The 24037-nt window shown below is 60.5% G+C and carries 23 protein-coding genes; 7 read left to right on the top strand and 16 right to left on the bottom strand.

Going from position 1 to position 24037, the window contains the following annotated elements:
- Positions 1-36: 36 nt before the first annotated feature.
- The 8 genes from yidC to carB form a co-directional block, all read right to left on the bottom strand.
- Complete coding sequence (yidC, locus tag QZ294_RS03530) at positions 37-1707, bottom strand: membrane protein insertase YidC (protein ID WP_297046884.1); 1671 nt, start codon at positions 1705-1707, stop codon at positions 37-39.
- Between the two features lie 8 nt (positions 1708-1715).
- Entirely contained in the window at positions 1716-1979 is a 264-nt protein-coding gene (gene yidD, locus QZ294_RS03525) for a membrane protein insertion efficiency factor YidD (protein WP_297046881.1), read from the bottom strand.
- A gap of 5 nt (positions 1980-1984) precedes the next feature.
- Positions 1985-2407, bottom strand: coding sequence for a ribonuclease P protein component (gene rnpA / locus QZ294_RS03520; RefSeq protein ID WP_297046878.1), 423 nt, complete (start codon positions 2405-2407; stop codon positions 1985-1987).
- 31 nt (positions 2408-2438) lie between these two features.
- Positions 2439-2573, bottom strand: coding sequence for a 50S ribosomal protein L34 (gene rpmH / locus QZ294_RS03515; protein ID WP_297046875.1), 135 nt, complete (start codon positions 2571-2573; stop codon positions 2439-2441).
- Positions 2574-2750: 177 nt separating this feature from the next.
- The gene (locus tag QZ294_RS03510; protein ID WP_297046873.1) at positions 2751-3374 is read right to left on the bottom strand and encodes a hypothetical protein; all 624 of its coding nucleotides are present in this window, start codon (positions 3372-3374) and stop codon (positions 2751-2753) included.
- 435 nt (positions 3375-3809) lie between these two features.
- Positions 3810-4031 (bottom strand): TraR/DksA family transcriptional regulator, encoded by a 222-nt coding sequence (locus QZ294_RS03505; RefSeq protein WP_165075315.1) that lies wholly within the window; start codon positions 4029-4031, stop codon positions 3810-3812.
- Between the two features lie 262 nt (positions 4032-4293).
- Positions 4294-5424, bottom strand: coding sequence for a glutamine-hydrolyzing carbamoyl-phosphate synthase small subunit (carA, locus tag QZ294_RS03500; RefSeq protein ID WP_297046870.1), 1131 nt, complete (start codon positions 5422-5424; stop codon positions 4294-4296).
- Positions 5421-8669 (bottom strand): carbamoyl-phosphate synthase large subunit, encoded by a 3249-nt coding sequence (gene carB / locus QZ294_RS03495; protein ID WP_297046866.1) that lies wholly within the window; start codon positions 8667-8669, stop codon positions 5421-5423. Before carB ends, carA begins: the two co-directional genes overlap by 4 nt.
- Positions 8670-8878: 209 nt before the next feature.
- Between carB and QZ294_RS03490 the strand changes: the two genes are divergently transcribed.
- From QZ294_RS03490 to QZ294_RS03480, 3 genes are all read left to right on the top strand, one after another.
- Positions 8879-9547, top strand: coding sequence for a flavodoxin family protein (locus QZ294_RS03490; protein WP_297046863.1), 669 nt, complete (start codon positions 8879-8881; stop codon positions 9545-9547).
- 73 nt (positions 9548-9620) lie between these two features.
- A complete protein-coding gene (locus tag QZ294_RS03485; RefSeq protein ID WP_297046860.1) occupies positions 9621-10142 on the top strand; it encodes a radical SAM protein in 522 nt (173 codons plus the stop codon).
- 114 nt (positions 10143-10256) lie between these two features.
- A complete protein-coding gene (locus QZ294_RS03480; protein ID WP_297046858.1) occupies positions 10257-10592 on the top strand; it encodes a hypothetical protein in 336 nt (111 codons plus the stop codon).
- A gap of 157 nt (positions 10593-10749) precedes the next feature.
- Here the strand turns inward: QZ294_RS03480 and QZ294_RS03475 are convergent, their stop codons facing one another.
- The 3 genes from QZ294_RS03475 to QZ294_RS03465 all read right to left on the bottom strand — a co-directional run bounded on the left by QZ294_RS03475 (position 10750) and on the right by QZ294_RS03465 (position 13663).
- Positions 10750-11025: a hypothetical protein gene (locus QZ294_RS03475; protein ID WP_297046855.1), complete on the bottom strand. Its 276-nt coding sequence runs from the start codon at positions 11023-11025 to the stop codon at positions 10750-10752.
- 128 nt (positions 11026-11153) lie between these two features.
- Entirely contained in the window at positions 11154-11978 is an 825-nt protein-coding gene (locus QZ294_RS03470; protein ID WP_297046852.1) for a phosphodiesterase, read from the bottom strand.
- Between the two features lie 356 nt (positions 11979-12334).
- Positions 12335-13663: an MFS transporter gene (locus QZ294_RS03465; RefSeq protein ID WP_297046848.1), complete on the bottom strand. Its 1329-nt coding sequence runs from the start codon at positions 13661-13663 to the stop codon at positions 12335-12337.
- Between the two features lie 315 nt (positions 13664-13978).
- Between QZ294_RS03465 and QZ294_RS03460 the strand changes: the two genes are divergently transcribed.
- Positions 13979-15151, top strand: a complete 1173-nt coding sequence (locus QZ294_RS03460) for a LacI family DNA-binding transcriptional regulator (RefSeq protein WP_297046845.1) — start codon at positions 13979-13981, stop codon at positions 15149-15151.
- 259 nt (positions 15152-15410) lie between these two features.
- The gene (locus QZ294_RS03455) at positions 15411-16652 is read left to right on the top strand and encodes an MFS transporter (RefSeq protein ID WP_297046840.1); all 1242 of its coding nucleotides are present in this window, start codon (positions 15411-15413) and stop codon (positions 16650-16652) included.
- 76 nt (positions 16653-16728) lie between these two features.
- On the opposite strand, the gene QZ294_RS03450 is transcribed toward QZ294_RS03455, so the two are convergent.
- The 5 genes from QZ294_RS03450 to QZ294_RS03430 form a co-directional block, all read right to left on the bottom strand.
- Entirely contained in the window at positions 16729-18114 is a 1386-nt protein-coding gene (locus tag QZ294_RS03450) for a PFL family protein (protein WP_297046836.1), read from the bottom strand.
- A gap of 148 nt (positions 18115-18262) precedes the next feature.
- A complete protein-coding gene (locus QZ294_RS03445; RefSeq protein ID WP_297046833.1) occupies positions 18263-18856 on the bottom strand; it encodes a glycine cleavage system protein R in 594 nt (197 codons plus the stop codon).
- Between the two features lie 112 nt (positions 18857-18968).
- Positions 18969-19577 (bottom strand): phage minor head protein, encoded by a 609-nt coding sequence (locus QZ294_RS03440; RefSeq protein WP_297046830.1) that lies wholly within the window; start codon positions 19575-19577, stop codon positions 18969-18971.
- A gap of 395 nt (positions 19578-19972) precedes the next feature.
- On the bottom strand, positions 19973-21259 hold the full coding sequence (locus QZ294_RS03435) for a hypothetical protein (RefSeq protein ID WP_297046827.1): 1287 nt from the start codon (positions 21257-21259) through the stop codon (positions 19973-19975).
- Between the two features lie 14 nt (positions 21260-21273).
- Entirely contained in the window at positions 21274-22710 is a 1437-nt protein-coding gene (locus tag QZ294_RS03430) for a UbiA family prenyltransferase (RefSeq protein WP_297047067.1), read from the bottom strand.
- Between the two features lie 122 nt (positions 22711-22832).
- Between QZ294_RS03430 and QZ294_RS03425 the strand changes: the two genes are divergently transcribed.
- Both QZ294_RS03425 and QZ294_RS03420 read left to right on the top strand, forming a co-directional pair.
- Positions 22833-23363 (top strand): restriction endonuclease subunit S, encoded by a 531-nt coding sequence (locus QZ294_RS03425; protein WP_297046824.1) that lies wholly within the window; start codon positions 22833-22835, stop codon positions 23361-23363.
- The coding region (locus QZ294_RS03420) for a type I restriction endonuclease (protein ID WP_297046821.1) at positions 23360-24037 on the top strand (678 nt) is incomplete at its 3' end. The genes QZ294_RS03425 and QZ294_RS03420, both read left to right, overlap by 4 nt.

Genomic DNA, 24037 nt, shown 5'->3' with positions numbered 1-24037 from the left:
AAGCCTCGCCGGAACGGCTTGCGCCGTGCCTCATCGCTATTTTGCGGCGGGCGTGCCCTGGTGGGCCTTGCCGCCGGTTTTGGTCTTCCGCATCATGAGCCACTGCTGGAAGATGGAGAGGATATTGTTCACCAGCCAGTAGAGCACGAGGCCCGACGGGAAGTTGAGAAAGAGCACCGTGAAGATGAGCGGCAGAAAGAGCATGATCTTCTGCTGCATGGGATCGGCCGGGGGCGGACTCATGCGCTGCTGGAGGAACATGGTCACGCCCATGATGATGGGGGTGATGTAGAGCGGGTCCTTGGCCGAGAGGTCGGCGAGCCAGAGGATGTCCGTGCCCGGCAGGTAGGTGATGAAGGAGGCGTGCCGGAGCGCGATGGACGTCAGCAGGGCCTGGTAGAGGCCGAAGAAGACCGGCAGCTGGATGAGGATGGGCACACAGCCGCTGGCGGGGTTGACGCCATAGGTCTTGTAGAGCGCCATGACCTCCTTGTTCATCTCTTCCTTGTTGTTCTTGTACTTCTCACGGATAGCCAGCATCATGGGCTGGAGCTGCTTCATCTTTTCCATGGAGGCGTAGCTCTTGGCCGTGAGCGGCCAGAACACGGCCTTGATGAGCAGGGTGAGGAAGATGATGGCAACGCCCCAGTTGTGGACAAAGCCGTAGAAGAATTCCAGCAGCCAGAGCAGGCCCTTGGCGATGATGCTGAAAAAGCCGAGCTGGATGCTGAGGGCCAGCTGGTCGGAAACGGCGGTCAGTTCGGAACGCACCTTGGGACCGAACCAGTAGGAGACGGAAAGCTCCCGCTCCTCGCCGGGGGCGAGCAGGCATTCCGGCTCTTCCACGGCGGCGCGATAGACCGTGTTCTGCATGAGTCCCTTGACCGTGACGCCGTCCGGGTTGCCGGGAATGACGGCGGCGAGGAAATAGGTGCTCATGGGACCGGCCCAGTAGATCTTGCCGCTGGCCTGGACGCCGGTGGTGCCCAGGGTCTTGCTGGAGGATTCCTCATCCACGCTGCCGTCATCGTCCCAGGCGACGCGCATGGAATCGTACTGGCTGCCCGAGGCGTTGCTGGCGTCCAGGGCGGATGTGGCCGCCACGCGCACGCTGCGGGCCTGGTCGCCGGTATTGATGAGCCGGATCTTTTCCCTGATGAGATAGGAATCCGCGCTGAAGGTCAGCTCGCGGGTCACGCGCAGATTGTCCACCATGCCCGTGAGGCGCAGGGTGCCCTGCTGCCCGGCGTCGAGCTTCAGGCCGTCAGCGCCTTCCAGCGCCCATTGGCCGGTGCTCCAGGAGGGCTGGCTGTTGATGACGAGGCCCAGGGGCGCCACGGCGGCCGTGCGCTCGTCCACCAGGTTGACCAGCGGCGAATCCGGCGCAAGGCCGGCCTGATATTTCCTGAGCCGGAAGGAGCGCAGGGTGCCCCCCCCGGTATGGAGCACCGCCTCATAGAGCGGCGACGCCACGGTGATGTCGCGCCCGGCCGAGGGGGTGAAGGTCGGCAGGGTGGCGGTGCGCGCCGCTTCCGCCTTGCGCGCTTCGGCCTTTTCCGCCTCCTTGCGGGCGGCTTCCTCCCGCTGCGCCATCTGGGCGGGATCGGGCTTGGGCGCCCAGCCCATGTATTCGGCCACATGGCCCCAGCCGAAAAGGATGATGAGGCAAAGAACGATGGCAAGAATGAGATTTTTGTTGTCCTGCATGGAAAAGCCTACTCCTCGGACGAAGGCGGGTCGCCAGGGCGACGTCTGGGGGGCGGCACCGGGTCATACCCCGAACCGCCCCAGGGGTGGCAGCGCGCAAGTCGCCGCAGGGCCAGCCAGCTGCCGCGCACGATGCCGTGGCGCAAAATGGCCTCGGCGGCATAGGCGGAGCAGGTGGGAGTGAAGCGGCAGGCCGGCGGCAAGAGTGGCGAAATGCAGCATTGATACAGGCGAATCGGCAGGATGCAGATCCTGCGGACGATACCGGCCACGGCGCCTAGTTCTCCGGCGCGGACGGGCGCCTGCCGCGGGCGCGCGGACCCTGTGCCGCGCGGGGTGGGCGTGCGCCCAGCAGCGGCAGAAGCTCCCCGGTCACGGCCGTCAGATCCAGCCCCGCCTGTCCGGCATGACGCTTGGCGACAGCCACCACATCAGCGCGGGGCAACTCCTCCGCATGGAGGCGGAAAAATTCCCGCAGGAGCCGCTTGACGCGATTGCGCATCACCGCGTTTCCCACCTTGCGGGAAACCGCCATGCCCGTCCGGCCATGCCCGTCTGCGCGCGGCAGCAGAAAAAGCAGAAAATGCGCGCTGTGCAAGCGGCGGCCGTGTTCGTAGCAGACGGTGAACTCCGCCCTGCGGCGGACTCTCGCCCCCTTGGGATAGCCCCGGGACGGGACGCGGTGTGCGGCCGGCCGCAACGGATCTTCTCCCGGAACAGTGCGGCGGAACTCAGGCGCTCAGGCGCTTGCGGCCCTTGGCGCGGCGGCGGCGGATGACGGCGCGGCCGCCGGGCGTAGCCATGCGCGCGCGAAAACCGTGCGTGCGGGCACGGCGGATCTTGCTCGGCTGATAGGTCCTTTTCATGGCGTGCTCCCCTTGGAGTATGAAGTATGTGAGAGGCGCGCAGGCCGGCTGTTTCCGGCGTGACAGGGCCTTCCCGCGCACGGGAAGGGCGGCGTCGGTTCGCGCGTTGGCATTGTGCCGAATGTGGCTACATACACGGCCAAAAGACCCGCGTCAAGCGCGGGAGAGGAGCCGGGTTTACTGAAGCGGCGGCGCGGGAACCGGCATGGTGGGCGCCTGGGCGGTGGGCGTCGCGGGCGCGGTCGGGGGCGTCGGGGACGCCTTGGCGGGTTCCGCCGGGGCCGTGGGCGCGGCGGGCGCTGCGGCCTTCGCCGTTGTGGGGAACGGCAGCGGGAGCAGGCCCGGAGCGGCGGGCACGCAGATGAGCGCCGTGGAACCGGCGCCCTCCGGAGCCTTGACGGTCACCACCGATTTGGGCGCGGCCTTGCGGCGCGGCTTCCACCGCCTGGGCGGGGCCGTTTTCGCCGGAGGCGCCAGCAGTTGGGGCGTGAGCGCGGGGTCGATCCAGGTGGCGCCCGCCATTTTCAACTGGCGCGGGACGAGCAGCGTGTTCCAGTAGAGGCGCGCGCCCCCGTCCTGGACCCAGGCCTCGTCGAGGTTGACGGCGCCGTTGGGCAAATAGGCCGGGAGCTGCGGCGGCAGGGGCGCGACGTTCTGTCGGGAGGGCGCGGCAACGGCCGCCGGCACGGAGTCATAACCCGTACCCTGCGCGGCGGACGCGGCCAGGGCCACTCCGGACCCGAAACCGAGGCACAGCGCAAGGCACATATGGCAAGACAGGATGTGCGGAAAACGTGGCATGGGAGTACTCCTTCTCTCTGACTTATCGGAAGGAGGCTGCTGTTCTTTAGAGTCTGGACCTATTGATGTGGCTGCTGGCCTGGGCTGCGGCAGCTTATGCAATGCCACAATCATCCGTCAAAAACAGCCTTTTTTGTGCTGGCGGCGTCACTGGGCGATTTTTGTCGGTCATGTACTTAAGTACACTCCCTCCCAAAATCGTCCACTTCCTTGCCAGCACAAAAAAATCTTATTTTTTAGGATCCTTGCGGCGACAGCCCCCGCCCTTCGCTCCGCTTCGGGCGGCCAGCGGAAAAACCTCTTTTCCGCACTGGAGAAACCATAACGGAGTTTAATGAGGTCTGAGCCTAGAGCATTTTTTGCGGGCGTCCGCTCCCGCATCCGCCAGAATGTTTGTGCAATTTCCGTGCGAAATCGCTCTGGGCCGGGGCGTCGTTAATGCATGCCCTGTTCGCGTTCCTCCTGGCAGGCACGGCACAGGCCCACGCCCGGCAGGGCGTCCAGGCGCTTCTGCGGGATGGGTTCGCCGCACTCGCGGCAGCAGGCCACGCCATCGATCCATTCCGGGCCGCCGCGGTCCATGGACGCGCGCGCCCGCACCAGGGCGGATTCCCTGTCCATGCGTTCCAGTTCCGTCGCCTGATCGAAAACATCCATGAGGTCCCTCGCAAAAAAAGGTTGACGCCGCGCGGCAGGCCTGTGCCGCGCAAAGCAAGCGGCAACCCCGGAGGGGGTTGCCGCAGGGTTGCGGAATGTCGGTGTGAATGTCGTATCGTAAAAATCGAGTTTAGCGCATGGCCGCGAAGCGTGTAAAGGACTTTTCCCGTTTTCCGTCGCTTGTCCCGCTTTGCGGGGAAATGCAGGCAGCGAAATCTGCGGAAGATACCCGTGTTACAGATATTTTCCGCAGCAAAACGCTCTAGTTGCCCGTGGCCCTGCCGATCATTTCCCGGAAGCGGAGGAAAAGATGATTGCCGTCACGCGGGCCGGCGGCGGCCTCCGGGTGGTACTGGAGGCTCATGATGGGCAGGCTCGTGTGGCGCAGCCCCTCAAGGGTATGATCGTTGAGGTTGACGTGGGTGGCCTCCACATCCGCCACGCCGTCCAGCACCACATGGAAGCCGTGATTCTGGGAAGAGATCTCGATCTTTCCCGTGGTGAGGTCCTTGACCGGATGATTGCAGCCGTGGTGCCCGAACTTGAGCTTTTCGGTGCGCGCCCCCAGGGCGTGGCCGATGAGCTGGTGCCCGAGGCAGATGCCCGTGACGGGCATGTCCCGGCAGAGTTCCCTGACAATGGCGATCTCCTCCCCGAGGGTGGCGGGGTCGCCCGGCCCGTTGGAAAGAAAGACCGCGCCCGCGCCCGTGGCCCTGACGGCCCGGGGGCTGAAGGTGGGCGGCACGGCCAGCGGCTCGAAGCCCGCGGCCACGAGGTGGCGCAGGATGTTCCACTTGATGCCGTAGTCATAGACCACCAGCGGCAGCCCGGCGCCGCGCCAGGCATAGCCCCCGTCCGCGCCGAGGGCCACGGGGTGCGGCGCGTTGTCGTACCAGGCATACGGGGCCTTGGCGGCCACCTCCGGCACCAGGTTGCGGCCCTGCATGGGGGGCAGGGCCTGCGCTTTTTGGCGCAGTTCCTCCACATCCCGGGCGCGCGTGGAGATGACGCCGCGCATGGCGCCATGGAGGCGCAGATGCCGCGTGAGCGCGCGGGTGTCCAGCCCTTCCATGCCCGGCGTGCCGTGTTCAACGAGAAAGTCCGGCAGGGACATGGCGGAACGCCAGTTGGAGGGCTGTTTGCAGCATTCCTTGACCAGGAACGCCTCGGCGTGGATGCCGGCGGATTCCATGTCCGCCGCGCAGATGCCGTAATTGCCCATGAGCGGGTAGGTCATGCAGACCATCTGCCCGGTATAGGAGGGATCGGTGAGCACCTCCTGATAGCCGGTCATGCCCGTGGTGAAGATCACTTCACCGCCCGTTTCAAATTCGCCGGTGAAGGACTTCCCTTCAAGCGCGAAACCGTCTTCCAGCACCAGGACTGCTTTCATTCCTGCCCCCGCGCGTCCCGCGCATAGTATTCCTGAAGGGTTTCCACATGGGTCTCGTCGCGCCGGGCGGCAAGGGCCGTGGCGGTCGCCCTGGCGGCGGCCAGCGTGGTGCAGTAGGGCACCTTCCAGGTCAGGGCCGCGCGCCGGATGGCCTTGGAATCCCTGGCCGTGTTCTTGCCCGAGGCCGTATTGATGACCAGCGCCACCTCATGGTTGATGAGCAGGTCCACGATATTGGGGCGCCCCTCATAGACCTTGCGGACCTCTTCCACGGCAAGCCCGCGTTCGCGCAACACCCGGGCCGTGCCCCGCGTGGCGAGGAGGTCGAAGCCGAGCGCCGCGAACATGGCCGCCACCTCGGCCACATAGGGCTTGTCGCGGTCATTGACGGAGAGGAAGACCTTGCCCGAAAGGGGCGGCCGCTGCCCGGCCGCGATCTGGCTCTTGAGGAAGGCCTCGGCAAAGTCCGCGCCCATGCCCATGACCTCGCCGGTGGAGTGCATCTCCGGCCCGAGGACAATGTCCACGCCGGGGAAGCGCTGGAAGGGCATGACCGCTTCCTTGACGCAGGTGAAACCGCCGCGCCGGAGGCTCCAGGGGTCAAGCTCGTCCAGGGTCTTGCCGAGCATGACCTGGGTGGCAAGATAGGGCAGCGGCACGCCCGTTGCCTTGGAGACGAAGGGCGCGGTGCGCGAGGCGCGGGGATTGACCTCGAGGATGTAGATGTCGTCCCCCCTGATGGCGAACTGGATGTTCATCAGGCCCACCACCTTCAGCTCGCGCGCCAGCGCCTCGGCCTGGGCGGCGATGTTGGCGACATGGTCGTAGGAGAGCGAGAAGGAGGGCAGCACGCAGGCCGAATCCCCGGAGTGGATGCCCGCCTCCTCGATATGCTCCATGATGCCCGCCACATAGACCTCATTGCCGTCCGAGAGGGCGTCCACATCCACCTCGATGGCGTGTTCCACGAACTTGTCGATGAGGATGGGGTGCTCGGGCTTTTCCGGCACCTGCTCGCGGAAGTAGTCGGCCAGTTCCGTGGCGTCATAGACCACGGCCATGGCCCGGCCGCCGAGCACATAGCTGGGCCGCACCACCACGGGGTAGCCGATGCGCGTCGCCGCCTCCATGGCCTGGTCCAGATCCATGGCCGTGCCGTTGGGCGGCTGGAGCAGACCGAGTTTTTCGATGAGCGCCTGGAAGCGCTCGCGGTCTTCGGCGCGGTCGATGGCGTCCGGCGATGTGCCGAGGATGGGCACGCCCGCGCGCATGAGCGGCACGGCCAGATTGAGCGGCGTCTGGCCGCCGAACTGGACGATGACGCCTTCGGGCTTTTCCTTTTCCACGATGTTCATCACGTCCTCGAAGGTGAGCGGCTCGAAATAGAGCCGGTCGGACGTGTCATAGTCCGTGGAGACGGTCTCGGGATTGGAGTTGACCATGATAGCCATGATGCCCGCGTCGCGCAGGGCGAAGGAGGCATGGCAGCAGCAGTAGTCGAACTCGATGCCCTGGCCGATGCGGTTGGGTCCGCCGCCGAGGATGAGCACCTTGCGCCGGTCGCTCACGGCCATTTCGTCGCCGGTCTCGTAGGTGGAGTAGTAATAGGGGGTATAGGCCTCGAATTCGGCCGCGCAGGTATCCACCAGATAATAGGTGGGCAGGATGCCCAGCTCCTTGCGAAGGCGGCGGATGTCGCCTTCCGGCCGCTTCCACATTTCCGCCAGCTGCCGGTCGGAGAAGCCGTATTCCTTGGCTTCGCGCAGCACTTCGGCGAGCAGCGGATTGGCGGGCGTCATGTCGTTGGCGAGTCCGAAATCGCGGATCTTGGCCTCCATGTCCACGATGTCCCTGAGCTGGCGGATGAACCAGGGGTCGATGGCCGAGGCGGCGAAGATCTCCTCCTCGCTCACGCCTGCCAGCAGGGCCTGGCGCAGGGCGAAGATGCGCCGCGAGTTGGGCGTGCGCAGCTTTTCCAGGATCTCCTCCACCGGCGGCAGCTCGGCGCGGAAGTCCCAGCCGAGGCCGGGCGCCCCGATCTCCATGGAGCGCAGGCCCTTCTGCAGCGCCTCCTTGAAGGTGCGGCCGATGCTCATGGCCTCGCCCACGCTCTTCATGGACGTGGTCAGCTCGTCCCTGGCGCCGGGGAACTTTTCAAAGGTGAAGCGCGGCACCTTGAGCACCACATAGTCGATGGCCGGTTCAAAGCTGGCAACGGTCTCGCGGGTGATGTCGTTGGCGAGTTCGTCCAGGGTGTAGCCCACGGCGAGCTTGGCCGCGATCTTGGCGATGGGAAAGCCCGTGGCCTTGGAGGCCAGCGCCGAGGAACGCGAGACGCGGGGGTTCATCTCGATGACCACCATGTCCCCGTCCACGGGATTGATGCCGAACTGCACGTTGCTGCCGCCGGTTTCCACGCCGATCTCGCGCATGATGGCGATGGAGGCGTCGCGCACCTTCTGGTATTCCGCGTCGGAGAGGGTCTGCACCGGGGCCACGGTGATGGAGTCGCCCGTGTGCACGCCCATGGGGTCGAAATTCTCGATGGAGCAGATGACGACGCAGTTGTCCTTCTGGTCGCGCATGACTTCCATCTCGATCTCTTTCCAGCCGAGCACGCTCTGCTCGATCATGACCTCCGAGGTGGGGCTGGCGGCGAGACCGCGCGCGGCGACGGCTTCCAGATCTTCCAGGTTGTAGGCCACGCCGCCGCCCGTGCCGCCCAGGGTGAAGGCCGGGCGCACGATGAGCGGGAAGGGCAGGATATTGCCGAGGCGGCGCACTTCGTCCATATCATGGGCGATGCCGCTGGCCGGCATCTTGAGTCCGATGTTCTCCATGGCCTCGCGGAAAAGCTCGCGGCTCTCGGCCTTTTCGATGACCTCGGCCCGCGCGCCGATGATCTCCACCCCGTATTCCGCGAGAACGCCGCTCTTGAACAGTTCAAGAGCGGCGTTCAATGCCGTCTGCCCGCCAAGTGTGGGCAGCAGGGCATCGGGCCGCTCCTTGCGGATGACGGCGGCCAGCGTGTCGTGTTCGATGGGTTCCACATAGGTGGCGTCGGCCATTTGCGGGTCGGTCATGATGGTGGCCGGATTGGAGTTGACGAGGACGACCTCGTACCCCTCCTCCTTGAGGGCCTTGACGGCCTGCGAGCCGGAGTAGTCGAACTCGCAGCCCTGGCCGATGATGATCGGGCCCGCGCCGATGACGAGGATCTTGTGAAGGTCCGTTCGCTTGGGCATGAACTCTCCCTGCGGCTAGGAACGCGCGGGCGGCAAGGACGCCGTGCCGCGCAGGTGGGCAAACAGCCTTTTTTACGTTGCCCCGTCTCTCCGGTCAAGCCGTAAATGCGGCGCCGGGGATGGGCGGGCGCGGGAGCCGCCGCCGGGGCTTTACAGCCAGCGGCTTTGCGCGAATACTGGACGCGAGAGCATCCGAAAGGAGGAAGACCATGCAGATCTACGCCATCAACGGCAGCCCCCGCAAAAACTGGAACACGGCCACCATTCTCCGCAATGTGCTCGACGGCTTCGCCGAAAGCCGGGAGGACGCGCTCACGGAAATGATCGACCTCTACAGCCTGGACTACAAGGGCTGCGTGAGCTGCTTCGAGTGCAAGCGCCTGGGCGGTCCGTCCTATGGGCGGTGCGCCGTGCGCGACGAGCTGGGCGCGCTCCTGCCCCGCCTTCTCCAGGCTGACGCGCTCGTCATCGGCTCGCCCATCTATTTCGGCGACGTGACCGGCATGCTGCGCGCCTTTCTGGAGCGCCTGCTCTTCCCCTGCCTCGTGTATGACAAGGACCACAGCTCCCTGGCGCCCAGAAAGATCCCCACGGCCTTCGTCTATACCATGAACCTGCCGCGCGGGCGCATGGAGGAGCGGGGCTATCCGCAAAGGCTCGCCGCCATGGAGTCCTATGTGGGCCGCCTGTTCGGTTCGGAGCCGCGCCTGCTCCATGTGTGCGACACCCTCCAGTTCAAGGACTATTCCAGATACAAGATGGAGATCTTTTCCGCGGAGGAAAAGGCCCGGCAGCGGGAGCTGGAGTTTCCCCTCGACTGCCGCAAGGCCCGCGAGCTGGGGTCCGCCCTGGCCGCGGATGCCGCGGGCGAGGCATAGGACATTCGCAACGGTCCTAGTTTTCATTGAGGAAATGTTCTGTTCATAAGATACATATTTTCTGGAGGGGGTAATGGATCGTTTTCGTACGTTATTATGTGATATTACAAATCATTGTAATAATCGTTGCGTATTCTGTTTTAATGGATGGGATAAACCGGCATTGATGGAAGAAAATATTTTTAAAATTATTATCGATCATATGTATGATTATGTTGAAGATTGGATATTGATTTCATGTCTTTTTGAGCCGACGCTTCATCCACATTTTTTAGATTTTATGGAATATATACCTAAGAACAAAAAAGATAAAATATTTTTTACATCTAATATCGCCAGAAAGTTTTCAGATGGGTATTTCTATAGAATGGCACAGTGTAATTTTCATCATATAAATATAAGTTTGGAAACACTTGACGAAAATAAATATAAATTTATTACAAAAAACTCACAAGGGAATTTTTATAGAAATTTAAAAGTGTTGGTTGACGAGTTTTCTAAGGTTAGAAATCATCCTTATATTCATTTTATAACAATGGTTACACGCGATAATAAAGATGAAATTTTAGCTATTGCAAGGTTTGCAAAGGAATAATGTGATGTATATCAACATGAATTCAGAACTCCATATTTCTCACCATTTCTTCCAAAAGATTGGCTGCTGAACAATACTCTGAATCGTGATGAATTGAACGAAATACGGGATAAATTGCAAGACTTAGGTTATGAAGGAACTACTTGTGGATTTGAATTTGATACGGAAAAGTATAGGGAAATAATTTCGCAGGGTAATTATTGTGCATCATATCCAAATATACAAGTGTATTCAGATGACAATAGCGAGGAATGGATACCTTATCTTCAGGCGGGGATAGCAGCATTCCCGAGGGTCAACGCGCGGGGATACTTTACTGCAGATGAACTTGAGTATGCATATAATCTTAATTGTATTAACGATTATGAGGAATTTATAAAGTTCGTTGCAAAAAAGATAAATATAAAAGCAAAACGAAAGCATTTTCAGGAAAAGTTTAAAAAAAACTGAATCAGGAAACTTCGGCGGTGGCGATGCCTCCGCGTGATGCCCTTCCGGCCTCTGGGCCGAAAGGGCATGCCGGGCGCCGTCTCGGGAATCTCTGGAGGGCTTGGCCTCCGGAAGCGGAGGGCAAAGAGTTCTGGGAGAGAGCCGAAGGTCAAAGTCCTCAGCGGCTGGAGTTCATCGCCTGCCACGGCTCCGGCGTGGGCGGCATGATGCCCGCGGCCTTGCCGGCGGCGATGCATTTGAGCAGCCAGGCCATATTGTCGCCCAGAGTACGCATGGTCTGCGGGCCTTCCGCATCCTGCGCGGCTTCTTCGGGGGCGTTGTCGTGGATGGAGTTCCAGTACTGGGAGGCCATCACGGGCATGCGGGCGATGGTGAAATGCTTGTTCAGCCGGTCAAAGGGGGCGCTGGCGCCGTCGCGGCGGCAGCTCACCACGCAGACGGCGGCCGGCTCCAGGCGGCGCGCCCCGGGTCCAGCCCGGCGTTGTGGAAAAAGGGGGAGCCGTGGCTCCCCCTTTTTCACGGGCACTGCCGGCAGTGCCGTTTTTGGAGGGTGCGGTTTCGTCAGTCTTCGGTGGGGTTCACCTTGTCCACAAACGGATACGGCCCATCAAAGCCGGGCGTGCCGGGGATCTGGCAGACGTGGCTGTTGAGCTGCGCGCCGTCCCAGTGGTGCAGCAGATAGCCGCTGCACTCCATGCGGAAGGTGTCGCCGCCTTCTGGCGAAAGGTCCAGTTCCAGCTGCATTGCCACCGCCGGCGAGGTCATGGCCGGAATGCCCGCGTAGCGGGTGAAGATGGGGCGGTGCATATGCCCGCAGGCCAGTGTGGCCCAGGGCGCCCCCCCGAGGATCTTCTCCAGCGCGGCCACATTCTCGAACGGCTCGTCCATGGCGCCCATGCCGCTCTTGAACGGCGGATGGTGCATGAAGACGAGGGCGGGGACGCCGGGGCGCTCCCGGAGTTTCGCCTCCAGCCAGCGCGCGGCGGCGTCCGGGCAGTGGCCGGAATGCGAGCCGGGACTCATGCTGTCAAACAGCAGCAGGCGCACGGGCATGTCCTCCACGGCCTGGCAGAGAAATTCCGGGATGCCGGGGTCCGGCGCGCACCAGGCGCCGAGGATGGAGCGCATCCTGTCGCGGCGGTCATGGTTTCCGGGCAGCGCATAGATGCGGCGGCACAAGGGGAGCAGCGCCTCACGGAGCAGCTCGTAGGCCCGGGCATCGCCGCTGTCGGCCAGGTCGCCCGTGAGCACCATGGCGTCCGGCGCGGGCGTGAGGGCTTCCAGATGGCGCACCAGCTCGTCGAGACAGCGCCGCGTGTCGGTCACGCGGTAGGAACGCCTGCCATCGCCGCGCAGATGGAAGTCGGAAAGCTGGAGGATACGCATGTCTGCCTTCCTTGAAGTTCGGCAGGGCGCCGGAGCCTCCCCCGGGGAAGCTCCGGCGCGGGCCTTGAGAGCATTGTTTGATTGAAGATATCCCTTTTCCATCACTTTTCGCTACCGCATCTCGCGTCCCAAACGTGGTCCGGGCGCTCCTGCGGCGCGGGCGTCAGCTACAGCTGCCGCCGGAGCGGTGTGGATACTTTCCTGACCAGACCGCTCCTAGTGTCTACTTGCAAAAGTAGACACTACAAAACCCGTAAGGGTTTTGCGGCGGCATAGCCGCCGTGAGTGAGCGAAAAACCACGCTTTTTCGCGAACGATCCTGCAAAAATTCTGCGCAGAATTTTTGCAAGTAGACACTAGATGTGTTCCACATCGTCGAGTCCGCTCTTGCGGACGGCCGCATCGTGCTTGCGCTGGATAATGAAGGCCGAAAGCCCGCTGGTCAAGGCCGCCAGGAGGGTGAAGAGGCAGATATAGAGCGGATCGCCGTCGCCCCACTTGATGAAGACCGTGCACAGCCCGGGCACGATGCCCGCCACGAGGAAGCCGGGGAACTGGTAGCAGATGGAAATGCCGGTATAGCGCACATCCGGCGGAAAGAGGTCGGAAAAGACCGCCGCTTCAGGGCCGAAAACGCCCGCGTAAAAGATGCTCAGCGGGATGATGATGGCGAGGGCGATGAGCAGGAGATTGCCGCCGCTGCCCTGCATGAGCCAGAAGGAGGGGAAGATGGAAAGGCCGCAGAGCAGGCTGGCGATCCCGTAGATGCGGCCGCGCCCGAACCTGTCGGCCAGGCGCCCGGCAATGAGGATGAAGGGGCACATGATGAGCGCCGCGAGCATGACGATGGTCAGGGCCGAGGTGCGCTCCACCTGGATGTACTGCACAAGATAGCTGATGACGAAGACCGCGAGCACATTGAAGAACACGCCGTCGATCCAGCGCGCGCCCACGCCGAGGGCGATATTGCCCGGATGCTCCTTGCAGACGCGCACGATGGGCAGCACCTTGCGCTCGGTCTTGCCGCTCTCGCGGGCCTTCTGGAAATCGGGCGTCTCCAGGATGTGCATGCGTACATAGAGGGCCACGGCCACCAGCACCACGCTGATGAGGAAGGCCAGGCGCCAGCCCCAGCTCATGAACTGCTCGTTGTCAAGCCCCCAGGAGAGCAGGGCCACCACGCCGGAGGACAGGCAAAGCCCCGTTGCCAGGCCCATCTGCGGGATGCTGGCATAAAAGGCGCGCTCGCGCTTGCTGGCGTATTCATAGGTCATGAGGACGGCGCCGCCCCATTCGCCGCCCAGGCCCAGGCCCTGGCAGAGGCGCATGGTCTGGAGGATGATGGGCGCCGCAATGCCGATCTGGGCATAGGTGGGCACAAGACCGATGCCGATGGTCGCCAGGCCCATGATGAGCATGGTGAGGATGAGCATGCTCTTGCGGCCCACGCGGTCGCCGAAATGGCCGAAGATGAAACCGCCGAAGGGGCGCGCGAGATAGCCGATGGCAAAGGTGCTGTAGGCGAGCAGCGTGCCCATGAAGGGGTCTTCCGTGGGGAAGTAGAGCTTGTTGAACACGATGCCCGCGACCACGCCGTAGAGGAAGAAATCATACCACTCGATGGTCGCTCCGAGCAGGCTTGCCAATACCACCTTGCGGATCTCGCGTTTGCTTGGCGCGCTCATGCGTCCTCCCCGCTGTCCCGGGAGTTCCGGGAATCCATGCTTAAAATTTTAATGGTCTGTAAAAACCAGTGTCGGCACGAAACGCTGGTTTTCCTCTCCCCGTGCCATCGCGTAATTTCGCGTAACTCAAGCGTTACATGGAATCGTATTTCTGGCAAGCGCTTTCGCGGCGGATGCGAAGGATTCTTAAAATTTTATTTTCTGCCCCCCAAAAAGCCCAAAAAGAAAAGATACTTTAAATTTTAAGCTCCTGGCCGTTTGACAGTGGTCCTCCGGGCCTCCTATAGTCTTCTGGCGTGAACGAACGGGGGGCCTGTGAGCGGACGGGGCAAAGTCACCTTGGCGGACGTGGCCGAAAAGTCGGGCTTTTCGCTGGCAACGGTCTCCATGATCCTCGGCGGCCGCACGGACATGGCCTTTGCGCCGCAGACCGTGACCCAGGTGCGCGAGGCCGCCGCCAGCCTGGGCTATGCCGCGCCGCGCCGCAGCCGGGGGCGCCTGGGCGCCGGGCGGGTGCTCATCATCTGCCCCAATGTGGGCAACCCCTATTACGCCACCATGATCCAGGCCATCCAGCAGGGGGCCGCGGCGGCGGGCCTTTCCACGCTCATCGAGACCACCTACCGCGACAGGGCGGCTGAAGAGCGCCTGCTCGACGAGGCCGCGCGCTCCGACCTGGCGGGCCTGATCTTCACCATGCTGCCGCAATGCGTGGAACTTGCCGAGCGCGTCAGCCGCCTCAAGCCGCTGGTGGTCATCGGCGACCGCACCATCAGCCTGAATGTGGACACGGTGGAACTCAACAATTATGAAGCGGGGCTGGCGCTCGGGCGGCATATGACGGGCCTGGGGCATCGCCATGCGGCCTATCTCTCCACACCGCTGAATGCCGCCAATTCCGCGCGCGTGCGCCGTCTGGAGGGGGTGGAGGCCGCCTTTGCCGAGGTGGGCGGCCAGGTGCTGGTGAAGACCGTGGACGTGACGCCGGCAACCGAGCTTGGCAATATCTCCATCGAGCATGCGGTGGGGCGCGACCTGGCGCGGCAGTGTCTGGAAGTGCCCGGCCTGACCGCGCTCATGGCCGTGAACGACATGGTGGCCTACGGCGTGCTCGATGCCGTGGCCGAGGCCGGGAAACGCGTGCCCGAGGAGTACAGCGTCTGCGGCTTTGACAATATCTTTCCCTCGGGGTTCCTGTCCGTGGGGCTGACCACGGTGGAGCACCATCTCGTCGAGAAAAGCCGCAATGCCTTTGAGATCCTGCGCGGCAGGATCTTCGGCTCCACCCCCGCCTCCAGCGTGACGCGGGTGGAATACAGCCACCATCTGGTGCTGCGCGCGTCCACCGGCCCGGCGCGGACCACGGGCGTTGCGCCCACCGGCTCCCGGGAGCGCGAACACCGTATCGACATTCCACATCCAGATCCTTGTGGCGACAGCCCCCGCCCTGCGCTTTGCTCCGGGCGGAAAATGGAAGAGGGGCGTTGACTCACGGTTTCGGAACTTCTGCGAAGAAACAGCGGCCTTCCCCGTTCACGCTCGTTCCTCTCGCTGCAACACAGCAGGAAAAACGCAAACGGGGTGGGGTCCATGGGATCCCAACGGGGCGGGGTGGCGCCCCGCAGCGAAAAACGGCCGCTCCCCCGGCGTTCTCCGGCGCAGCGCCGGCCCGGCCTGCCCGGGCGCGGGGGAGGGCCATGCTCCGGCAGGCCGGCGTTGCGGCGCCGGAGGCCGAACGGAGAAGTCCATGTTCTACGGGTGGAAGATCAGCGCCCTGTGTCTGGGGGGCAACTTCATGTTGCAGGGCAGCGCCCTCTACGGCATGAACGCCTTCATGGAACCCCTGTGCGACCTGCACGGCTGGACGCGCGTGGGCCTGAACATGAGCCTGGGCGTGGCCGCCTTCATGGGCCAGCTCGCCATGCCCGTGGCCGCCGCCGTTTCCACCCGGTATTCCCTGCGGATGCTCATGACCGTGGGCGCCGTGGCGGGCGGGCTTGCCACCTGGGCCATGGGCCTTGCCGAGGACATACGGCTGTTCACGCTCTGCATGGTGCTGCTCTGGGTGGCGTCCCAGGTATGCGGCGGCGTGGTAGCCAACGCCCTCATGAGCAACTGGTTCAGCCACTTCCGGGGCATCGCCTTCGGGCTTGCCAATTCCGGCACCTCCCTCGCGGGCATGGTGCTGCCCTTTCTGAGCCTGGTCCTCATCCGCCATTTCGATATGCAGACCGCCTACGCCATTCTCGGCGGCGCGACCCTGCTGCTGGCGCCGCTCTCCTGGGTGCTGGTGCGGCGTTCCCCGCAGATGCTCCATCTGCACCCTGACGGGCGGCAGCATGATCCGCGGCCGCCCAAGGGGGTTCCGCGCGCCGTTTCCCTCGCCGCCCTCATACGCCGGCCTGCGGCCTGGTGGATCGGCATTGCCTTCGGGCTGGCGCTCATGGTCGGCTCGGGAGTGCTGAGCCAGCTCAAGCCCCGCTTCACGGACATGGGGGCCGATGCCTATCCGGCCATGATCCTGGCTGGCCTGGCGGCGCTGTTCGGCACGCTCGCCAAGTATTTCTGGGGCTGGGTCTGCGACCGCGCCACGCCCATCATGGCGGCCCGCGCCCTCATGCTCTGCGGCCTCGGGAGCATGTGCTTCCTGCTTCTGCCGCCAAGTCTCGCGTCCATGGCGGCCTTCGGCCTCACCTTCGGTTCGTGCGTGGGCGGCCTGTGGGTGGTGCTGCCCGCCGTGGTCGCCTATTATTTCGGCAGTCCCAACTTTCTCGCCGTGTACAAGTTCGTCGCCATCTTCATCCTGATCCGCAGCCTCGGCTTCCCGATCATGGGGATATCCTATGATATCTGCGGCAGTTACGCCCTTTCCGACATCTTTTTCGGCGTGAGCTTCGCCGTTGCCCTCGCGCTCACCTTCTGCCTGCGGGAGGACAGGGCCGTGGAACGGCAGGCGCACCGCCACGGGCGCCACGTTCACCGGCATTGAAATCTCTCGCGGACGAAAAAGCGCCCTTGCCCCAATGCCGGGACAAGGGCGCTTTCCGTCTTCCGCCGCGGCGGGATCAGTTCTTCAGGCTGTGGATGGGCGCCGGTATCCGGCCGCCAAGGCCGATGAAGCGGGCGGCGTCGCCACCCGGCACGGCCATGATGGCCGCCTTGCCGAGCAGGCCGCCGAACGAGACTTCCTCGCCCACGCCCTTGCCTGGCACGGGGATGACGCGCACGGCGGTGGTCTTGTGGTTGATGACGCCGATAGCCATTTCATCGGCGATGATGGCCGCCAGCGTTGACGCGGGCGTGTCGCCGGGAATGGCGATCATGTCCAGCCCCACCGAGCAGACGCTGGTCATGGCCTCCAGCTTCTCGATGCTCAGGCGCCCCGCCCGCGCGGCCGCCTCGATGCTCGAATCCTCGGAGACGGGAATAAAGGCCCCGGAAAGGCCGCCCACCGAGGAGGAGGCGAAACCGCCGCCCTTCTTGACCGCGTCATTGAGCATGGCGAGCACGGCGGTGCTGCCCGGCGCGCCGATGCTGGAAAGGCCGAGGCTCTCGAAGATCTCGCCCACCGAGTCGCCCACGGCGGGCGTGGGCGCAAGGGAAAGATCCGCCACGCCGAAGGGGATGCCGAGCCGGCTCGCCACTTCGGCGCCGATGATCTCGCCCACGCGCGTCACCTTGTAGGCCGTGGCCTTGATGACCTCGGCCATGTCCAGCAGGGTGAGCGGCCGCCCCTGGGCGTTGCGGCCCCGCTCCAGGGCGCGGTCGATGGCCTTCTTCACCACGCCCGGCCCGGAAACGCCCACATTGATGACCACATCCGGCTCGCCCACGCCCAGGTAGGCGCCGGCCATGAAGGGCACATCCTGGGGGATATTGGCAAAGACCACCAGCTTGGCGCAGCCGATGCCCCCGCGGTCCGCCGTGGCACGGGCCACGCGCAGGATCTGTTCGCCCATGAGGGCCACGGCGTCCATGTTGATGCCGCTGCGCGAGGAAGCCACATTGATGGAGGCGCAGACGCGCTCGGTCTGGGCGAGCGCGTCGGGCAGGGCCTCGATGAGGGCGCGGTCGCCCTTGGCGAAGCCCTTTTCCACCAGGGCGGAAAAGCCGCCGAGAAAGTCCACCCCGGCGTCCGTGGCGGCCTCGTCCAGCGCCTGACAGATGCGGAGCATGCCGTCCGGCCCGAAGGGCGCCCCCACCACGGCCACGGGGCTGACGCTGATGCGCTTGTTGACCACCGGGATGCCGTACCTGTCGCCCACCTCGTCGCAGACGGCCACGAGCTGCGCCGCATGGCGGCGGATCTTGGCGCGCACGTTGGCGACGAAAAGCTCAAGGTCATGGCTCACGCAGTCAAAAAGGCTCACGCCCAGGGTGACGGTGCGGACATCAAGGTGCTCGTTGCGGAGCATGTTCAGGGTACTGGTGACTTCACGTTCGGAAAGCATACTGATCCTGCTGGCTTGCGGCCTGAAGGCCGGTCTGCGGCTGAACGCCGGCCGTGCCCGCACAGGCGGACACGGCGACCCGTCCGGGCCATGCGGCGGCGCAGCCGCCGCGAGCGGGCGAAAAACCGCGTTTTTCCGCTATCCGCGCCTAGAACGAACTGACCCGGTGGACGGCCTCGAAAATCTTGCGGTGCTGGACGCTCACGCGCAGCTTGAGGTTGGTCGCCTCCAGGGCAAGCTCGCGGCGCAGGCGCCCCAGATCCACGCTGTCCGGCACCATGACCTCAAAGACGAAGAGCGCCTTGCCCTCGCCGCCTTCGCCGAGGATGGCCTTGAGGTTTTCGATGTTCACGCCGTGACGGCCGAAAACCCGGCTCATGCCGCCGATGAGTCCGGGGCGGTCCGGTCCGTCCACCGTGACCACAAAGGGTTCGCAATCCAGGTTCGCGCCCCACTGCTCCGCAATGGCCGGCCGCACCAGGACGGAAAGGTCCACCCCGGCGCGCTCAAGCCCTTCCTCAAGGCGCAGGCGCAGGCAGTCGGCGCCGCACACGCCCTCGTCGCGCGGGGTCCCGGCGTCCGGTCCGGGGGCACTGACCACGAAGATGGCCGCGAACGCGCCGGAGAGCATGGTCTGGGCCATGGCCTCGATATTGCAGCCCATGTCGCCGAACAGGCGGCTCACGGCCGCCACCACGCCGGGGCAGTCCCGGCCGAGAAAGGACGCTGTGTACTTTTCCATCCTGCTGATCCTTAGAGCATTTTCCTCAGATTTCACTGCCGCCGTCTTGCGGCGCGGGCGCCCGCTCCCGCATCCGCCAGAGCGGTCTGGCTGCTTGCATCACCAAACCGTTCTATGCCTGGCGGGCAGGGGAAGGCGTCTCCCGCGCGGGGGGCGTTGCCGGAAACACCGGCTCCGGACGGCAGCGGCAGCGGGGCCGCGCCCCGGCGTGGCCGCCGATGGGTTCCTGTTCCCAAAGAAAGACATGGCCGTCGTTGTTGGCGCAACGCTCGCAGGCGGCGCCGTCATGTGTCGCGCGCCAGACATAACCGGTGCTGCCCGCGGCAAGCGCCGTTTCCCGCGCGGCGGCAAAGGCGGCCACCGCGCTTGCGGCGTCCGTTGCGCCGGCCGAGCAGGTGGCGTCATCGGGGAGCCTGCGGCGGCAATCGGGACATTTTTCGGCCTTGAGTCCGAGCCGGCGCCCGCAGAACGGACAGTTGCGCGTATAGTACGGCAGGGGAAGGGGATCGGAAGCCGCGGCGGAGACCGACCCGGCGCGTCCGGCAAGGCCCCGCCGCAGGAGCAGGGCGCCCAGGGCCGCGATCACCAGGCCGAGAAAGCCCACGGCGGCGCCCTGCGCCGGATCGAGACCCGGCGCGCCGGAAAAGAAACCGGCCACGGCAAGGACAGCCCCGGCACCAAGAAAGGCCACGGCGGCCACGATTCGGGAACGGGGTTGCATGCGCCTCCTTTTCGTGGGCGCACTTTCCGACATGCGGGCGCAAAAGTCAATGCGGACATCGGGAAAACGCAAGATTTGCAACAAAACCCCACAGTTTCGTCATCCGCAGGAATATCGCATGCGCGTGGGAACTCTACGGCGCACATGTCATAGGGCACGAACCGCACCTCAGAGACGATGTAGAGAGTGGCCCAACTCGGCGGCAGGATACAAGAATTCAGGCACCAACCATACCGTCAATTCCTTTGTCGAACCATTAATGTCAGTAATGTCAACGGGCACTGCCATAATGGGAAATAGCATATACATACAAACAGATGAGGCCATTTTCTGTTCTGATATACACAGAAATCTACAATGACTTACATGCATCTATAAATATAAATGCACATTTTTTATTTATGCAACGTAATTTTGGTTATGCACATATCGTACCAATGACTAGATTTTATGTATCTCGCTACATTATAAAAACCATAAGCGAAAAATGAAAATAATAAAAATTTTACAGCAAATACAGGAGAAAATTTAACAATACTAGATCCAGGAGCAGTGTAATGGTACATATTCCATGTAAATGAATATAATATAACAGCATAAATCATTATATGCGATATATAATATTTCTTATATGTAGTTAAATTTATTGAAGAACAAAAAAATAACATGAAGAAAAGTAGTTCTTCAGAAAAAAGTGAAATTCTCCTCCCAAAATCATTCTCAAGCAAAATGAGGAGACAGGGAAATATAACCGCGCACAAAAGCATCAATTTTTCGGTTTTTGTGGAGAACTCTTGATTCAATCTTGCAAATAAATCATTTTTTTTCATCCACAGAAATACTGGAAGTAAAGTTAGAATAAACCCTAGTATGATGCCAATCATACTTTTTAATTTAAAATATTTCAAGCTGAGCCATGGGTTAACATCTTGCAAAGTAGCTCCAATATAATATGAAAATTTTTTGTCTGGATACCCAGGTATCATCATATGCCATGACTCATCTATCAGCTTTGCCTGTTCCTGAGTTCCTGAAAATTTGAGTATCAACATGAGACTCACAAATAATAACAATCCAGAGAAGATATAAAAGCTTGTGGTCTTATTTTCCCGACGACTACTGAGATACAAAAGGATAAGTGGCATGGGAAGATAGAACCACAACGCTTCATGAATGAGCATCCCCACTGCCGATATCACAAGTATGAGAATACGAACTATCCAAGTATCTTTCTTGGATATAAAAAACAAGAGAATGAATGATGCGGCAACGATTCCATCTTTACGAGCAAGGACCCCAGGATCAAAGAAAGCAAAAAAGAAAATCCCAGGTGAACAAGAAATAAATAAGGCAAATACCGTGTCTACCTTCTTTCTAAGAAATTTAATACAAAAAAATACAAATAAGACATTAAATATAACAACAACTATAGGAACTAGAATACGAATATCTATTCCTAACCCTGAAAAAACATATAGAATCTCGCCGATAAGGCCTCGCCGCACAAACCCACCAGCATAAGAATTAAAAAGCTCATTCCATATACTATATGTTGGAAAATACCTATAAAGCTTTATTGCATTTTTAACTAGAAAAAAACTATAAAAAATAAACACCAATATATAAATATTCTTTTTTAAGAAATACGTATAATCATTATATATACTTCTGAAGGTCAACATGCAATTTCCTCCAGCTACAACGCTAATATAAACAGAAAAATTGCCAAGATTGCCATTAATCCATATGTCTTATCTTTGCAGACAGCAGAAACAGGATCATCTGCTACTTGTCCACGAACGACACGGATAGCCAACCTGATATATCCCCACAGCAGGAGAAAACATTCCCCCCATAGCCAAAATGGCTGGGAATACAGCGAACTCGCCTTGATTGAATCCACATAAAAAACAAGAACTATGCATGAAGCCACACCACACGATATGGACAAACTTTCCAAAAGAGGCAGGTCAATGGGAAGATAGGCCCGGCCCGGCATGGCCTGCTCCCCCATCGGCACCTGGGGAACAGCGGTTACCAACCCCCCGATCCTCTTGATCAGCGCTAAGCCGAGAAAAAGAAAACCCAAAAAGCCCAGCACCCACTGGGAACAATCTGTACTTACTGCCGCACATCCCATGCCGACTCGCAGCAAATACAGAACCGTCAACGTGAGGACATCAAGCACGAGCAGCCGCTTCAACCAGGACGAATACATGAGCGTTACAAAAAGATAGAGAAAAAGCAGCATAAAAAACGTAGTCGGCAGGAGAAGTGCAATAGCGATTGAAATGCAAAATGGAATAAAGAAAAATAAAAATGCGCTTTGGATTGGAATACTACACGAAGCAAATGGCCTAAAGCATTTTACAGGGTGCATCCTATCACTTGTAATATCACAAATATCATTATATGTGTAAATCGCGCTTGCCATACAGCTAAGACTGAAAAAAGCAAGAACAGCCAATCCGAAACTATGTACTGTGAAGTCATGGGAAAGTATAACAGGGAAAAAAATCAATAGATTCTTGATCCATTGACGAACACGCCAAAGATCAAGAATATCCTTCAAATCCGGTTCCTTGACGGGAATCCGGTCGCAATGCGGATTAATCTCCCGGACACGGGTCGCAAGGCTTTCCGATCCGATAACGATGGCAGTTCGTGCCACGCTCCAAACGGGGAGGTCCGCCATGCTGTTGCCAATATAATCAAAATGCCCGCGCCCAAAACGTTCACAGAGAAATTCGGCCTTGACATTCCCCTTCAGGTTGACAGCGTCCGAACTGCCAAAAACCTCGTCAAAAAACGCGCACCTGTCCGCCACAACCTGAGCGACAGACAACGGGCTTGCCGTGGCTAAAATACACGGACGGCCCGCCTCACGGACTCTCCGGCAATACTCCAGAACTTCCTGTCGCAGAGGCATTTCAGGCGGAGGACCCAGTTGCGCGATTCGCGTCTTGAAATACAGCCGCCCCCGCGCAAGCCAGAAAGGGGCACAAAAAAGGAGCCATGGCCGCCGCGCCGCCTGCGCCCAAAAACATTCCCAAAGGCTATCCGTCATGAGCAGGCTCCCATCCATATCGACAACGAGTGGGACGGGGCCGCGGAACGAACAATGGCGGTTCAGACCAAGATTACAGGAAGTAGAGAGAGAGAGAGAGAGAGAGAGAGAGAGAGAGAGAGAGAGAGAGAGAGAGACCGGAGCGCCGGGATGTAATTAAGCTGCTGCAATATGTGTTTGGGTATGTGATGCTGCCTGTTAATGCTGTGGCCGATGTAAAACGTGGTGTGCGGGTGATAAAGAGTCAGCTTTCTTCCACGGGCAAATATCCTGTCTATCAAAACAGTATGACACCCCTGGGATACTACAATGAAACGAATTGTCCTGCCAACACTGCGTTTGTTATATCCGCTGGGGCGGCTGGCGAGATTGGCTTTAGCTCTATTGATTTTTGGGCTGCGGATGACTGTTTATATCTTGATTGTTCGGAGTGTGTAAAGAGCCGCTATTTATATTACGCATTGCAAAGCAAACAAACCACTATTTTGGCAAAAGTGCGAAGGGCAAGTGTTCCGCGCCTTTCGCGCACAGTTATTGAAAGGTTGGCACTGCCGATACCTACGCTAAAGATGCAAGAAAACGTTGTCTCCATCCTCGACCGCTTTGATGCCCTCTGCAACGACCTGACTTCCGGCCTACCCGCCGAGATTGAGGCGCGGCAACGGCAGTATGAATATTACCGGGACAAACTCTTGACGTTTAAGGAGCTGAACCCATGAGCTATTTCAACGTTGTGGCCCAGACAAACGAAAACACAGTGGTGACGGAATATGAACCAGTCAAGACCCGTTCCGACAGCTACCAGAGCGAGGCCGCGCTGGAAAAAGAATTTATCCGCCTCCTTTGCGAACAGGGCTATGAATATCTCCCTATCCATTCCGAGGCGGAGCTGATCGCCAACCTCCGCAGAAAGCTGGAGGAGCTGAACCACTACACCTTTACGGACAGCGAATGGGAGCGGTTTTTCACTTCCTGTATTGCTGTCGCCAACGATAAGATCGAGGACAAAAGCCGCCGTATCCAGGAAGATTATATCCAGGTCCTCCGGCGAGACACCGGCGAAAGCAAGAACATTACCCTCATTGATAAAAAGAACATCCACAACAACCGCCTCCAGGTCATCAACCAGTACGTTGTCGGGAAAGAGGACGGGGCCAGATACGATAACCGCTATGATGTGACGGTTTTGGTAAATGGCCTGCCTATGGTCCATGTGGAGCTGAAAAAGCGGGGCGTCGCTCTGAAGGAGGCGTTCCACCAGATAGACCGCTACCAGCGGGACAGCTTTTGGGCTGGCTGCGGACTGTATGAATATGTGCAGATTTTTGTTATTTCCAACGGCACGAACACCAAGTATTACTCCAATACGACCCGCTACAGCGCCATAAAAGAG

Source organism: uncultured Desulfovibrio sp. (assembly GCF_910584445.1).
GTDB lineage: Bacteria > Desulfobacterota > Desulfovibrionia > Desulfovibrionales > Desulfovibrionaceae > Desulfovibrio.
The sequence above is the reverse complement of the archived record's forward strand: the minus strand, read 5'-3'. Positions and strand labels throughout refer to the sequence as shown.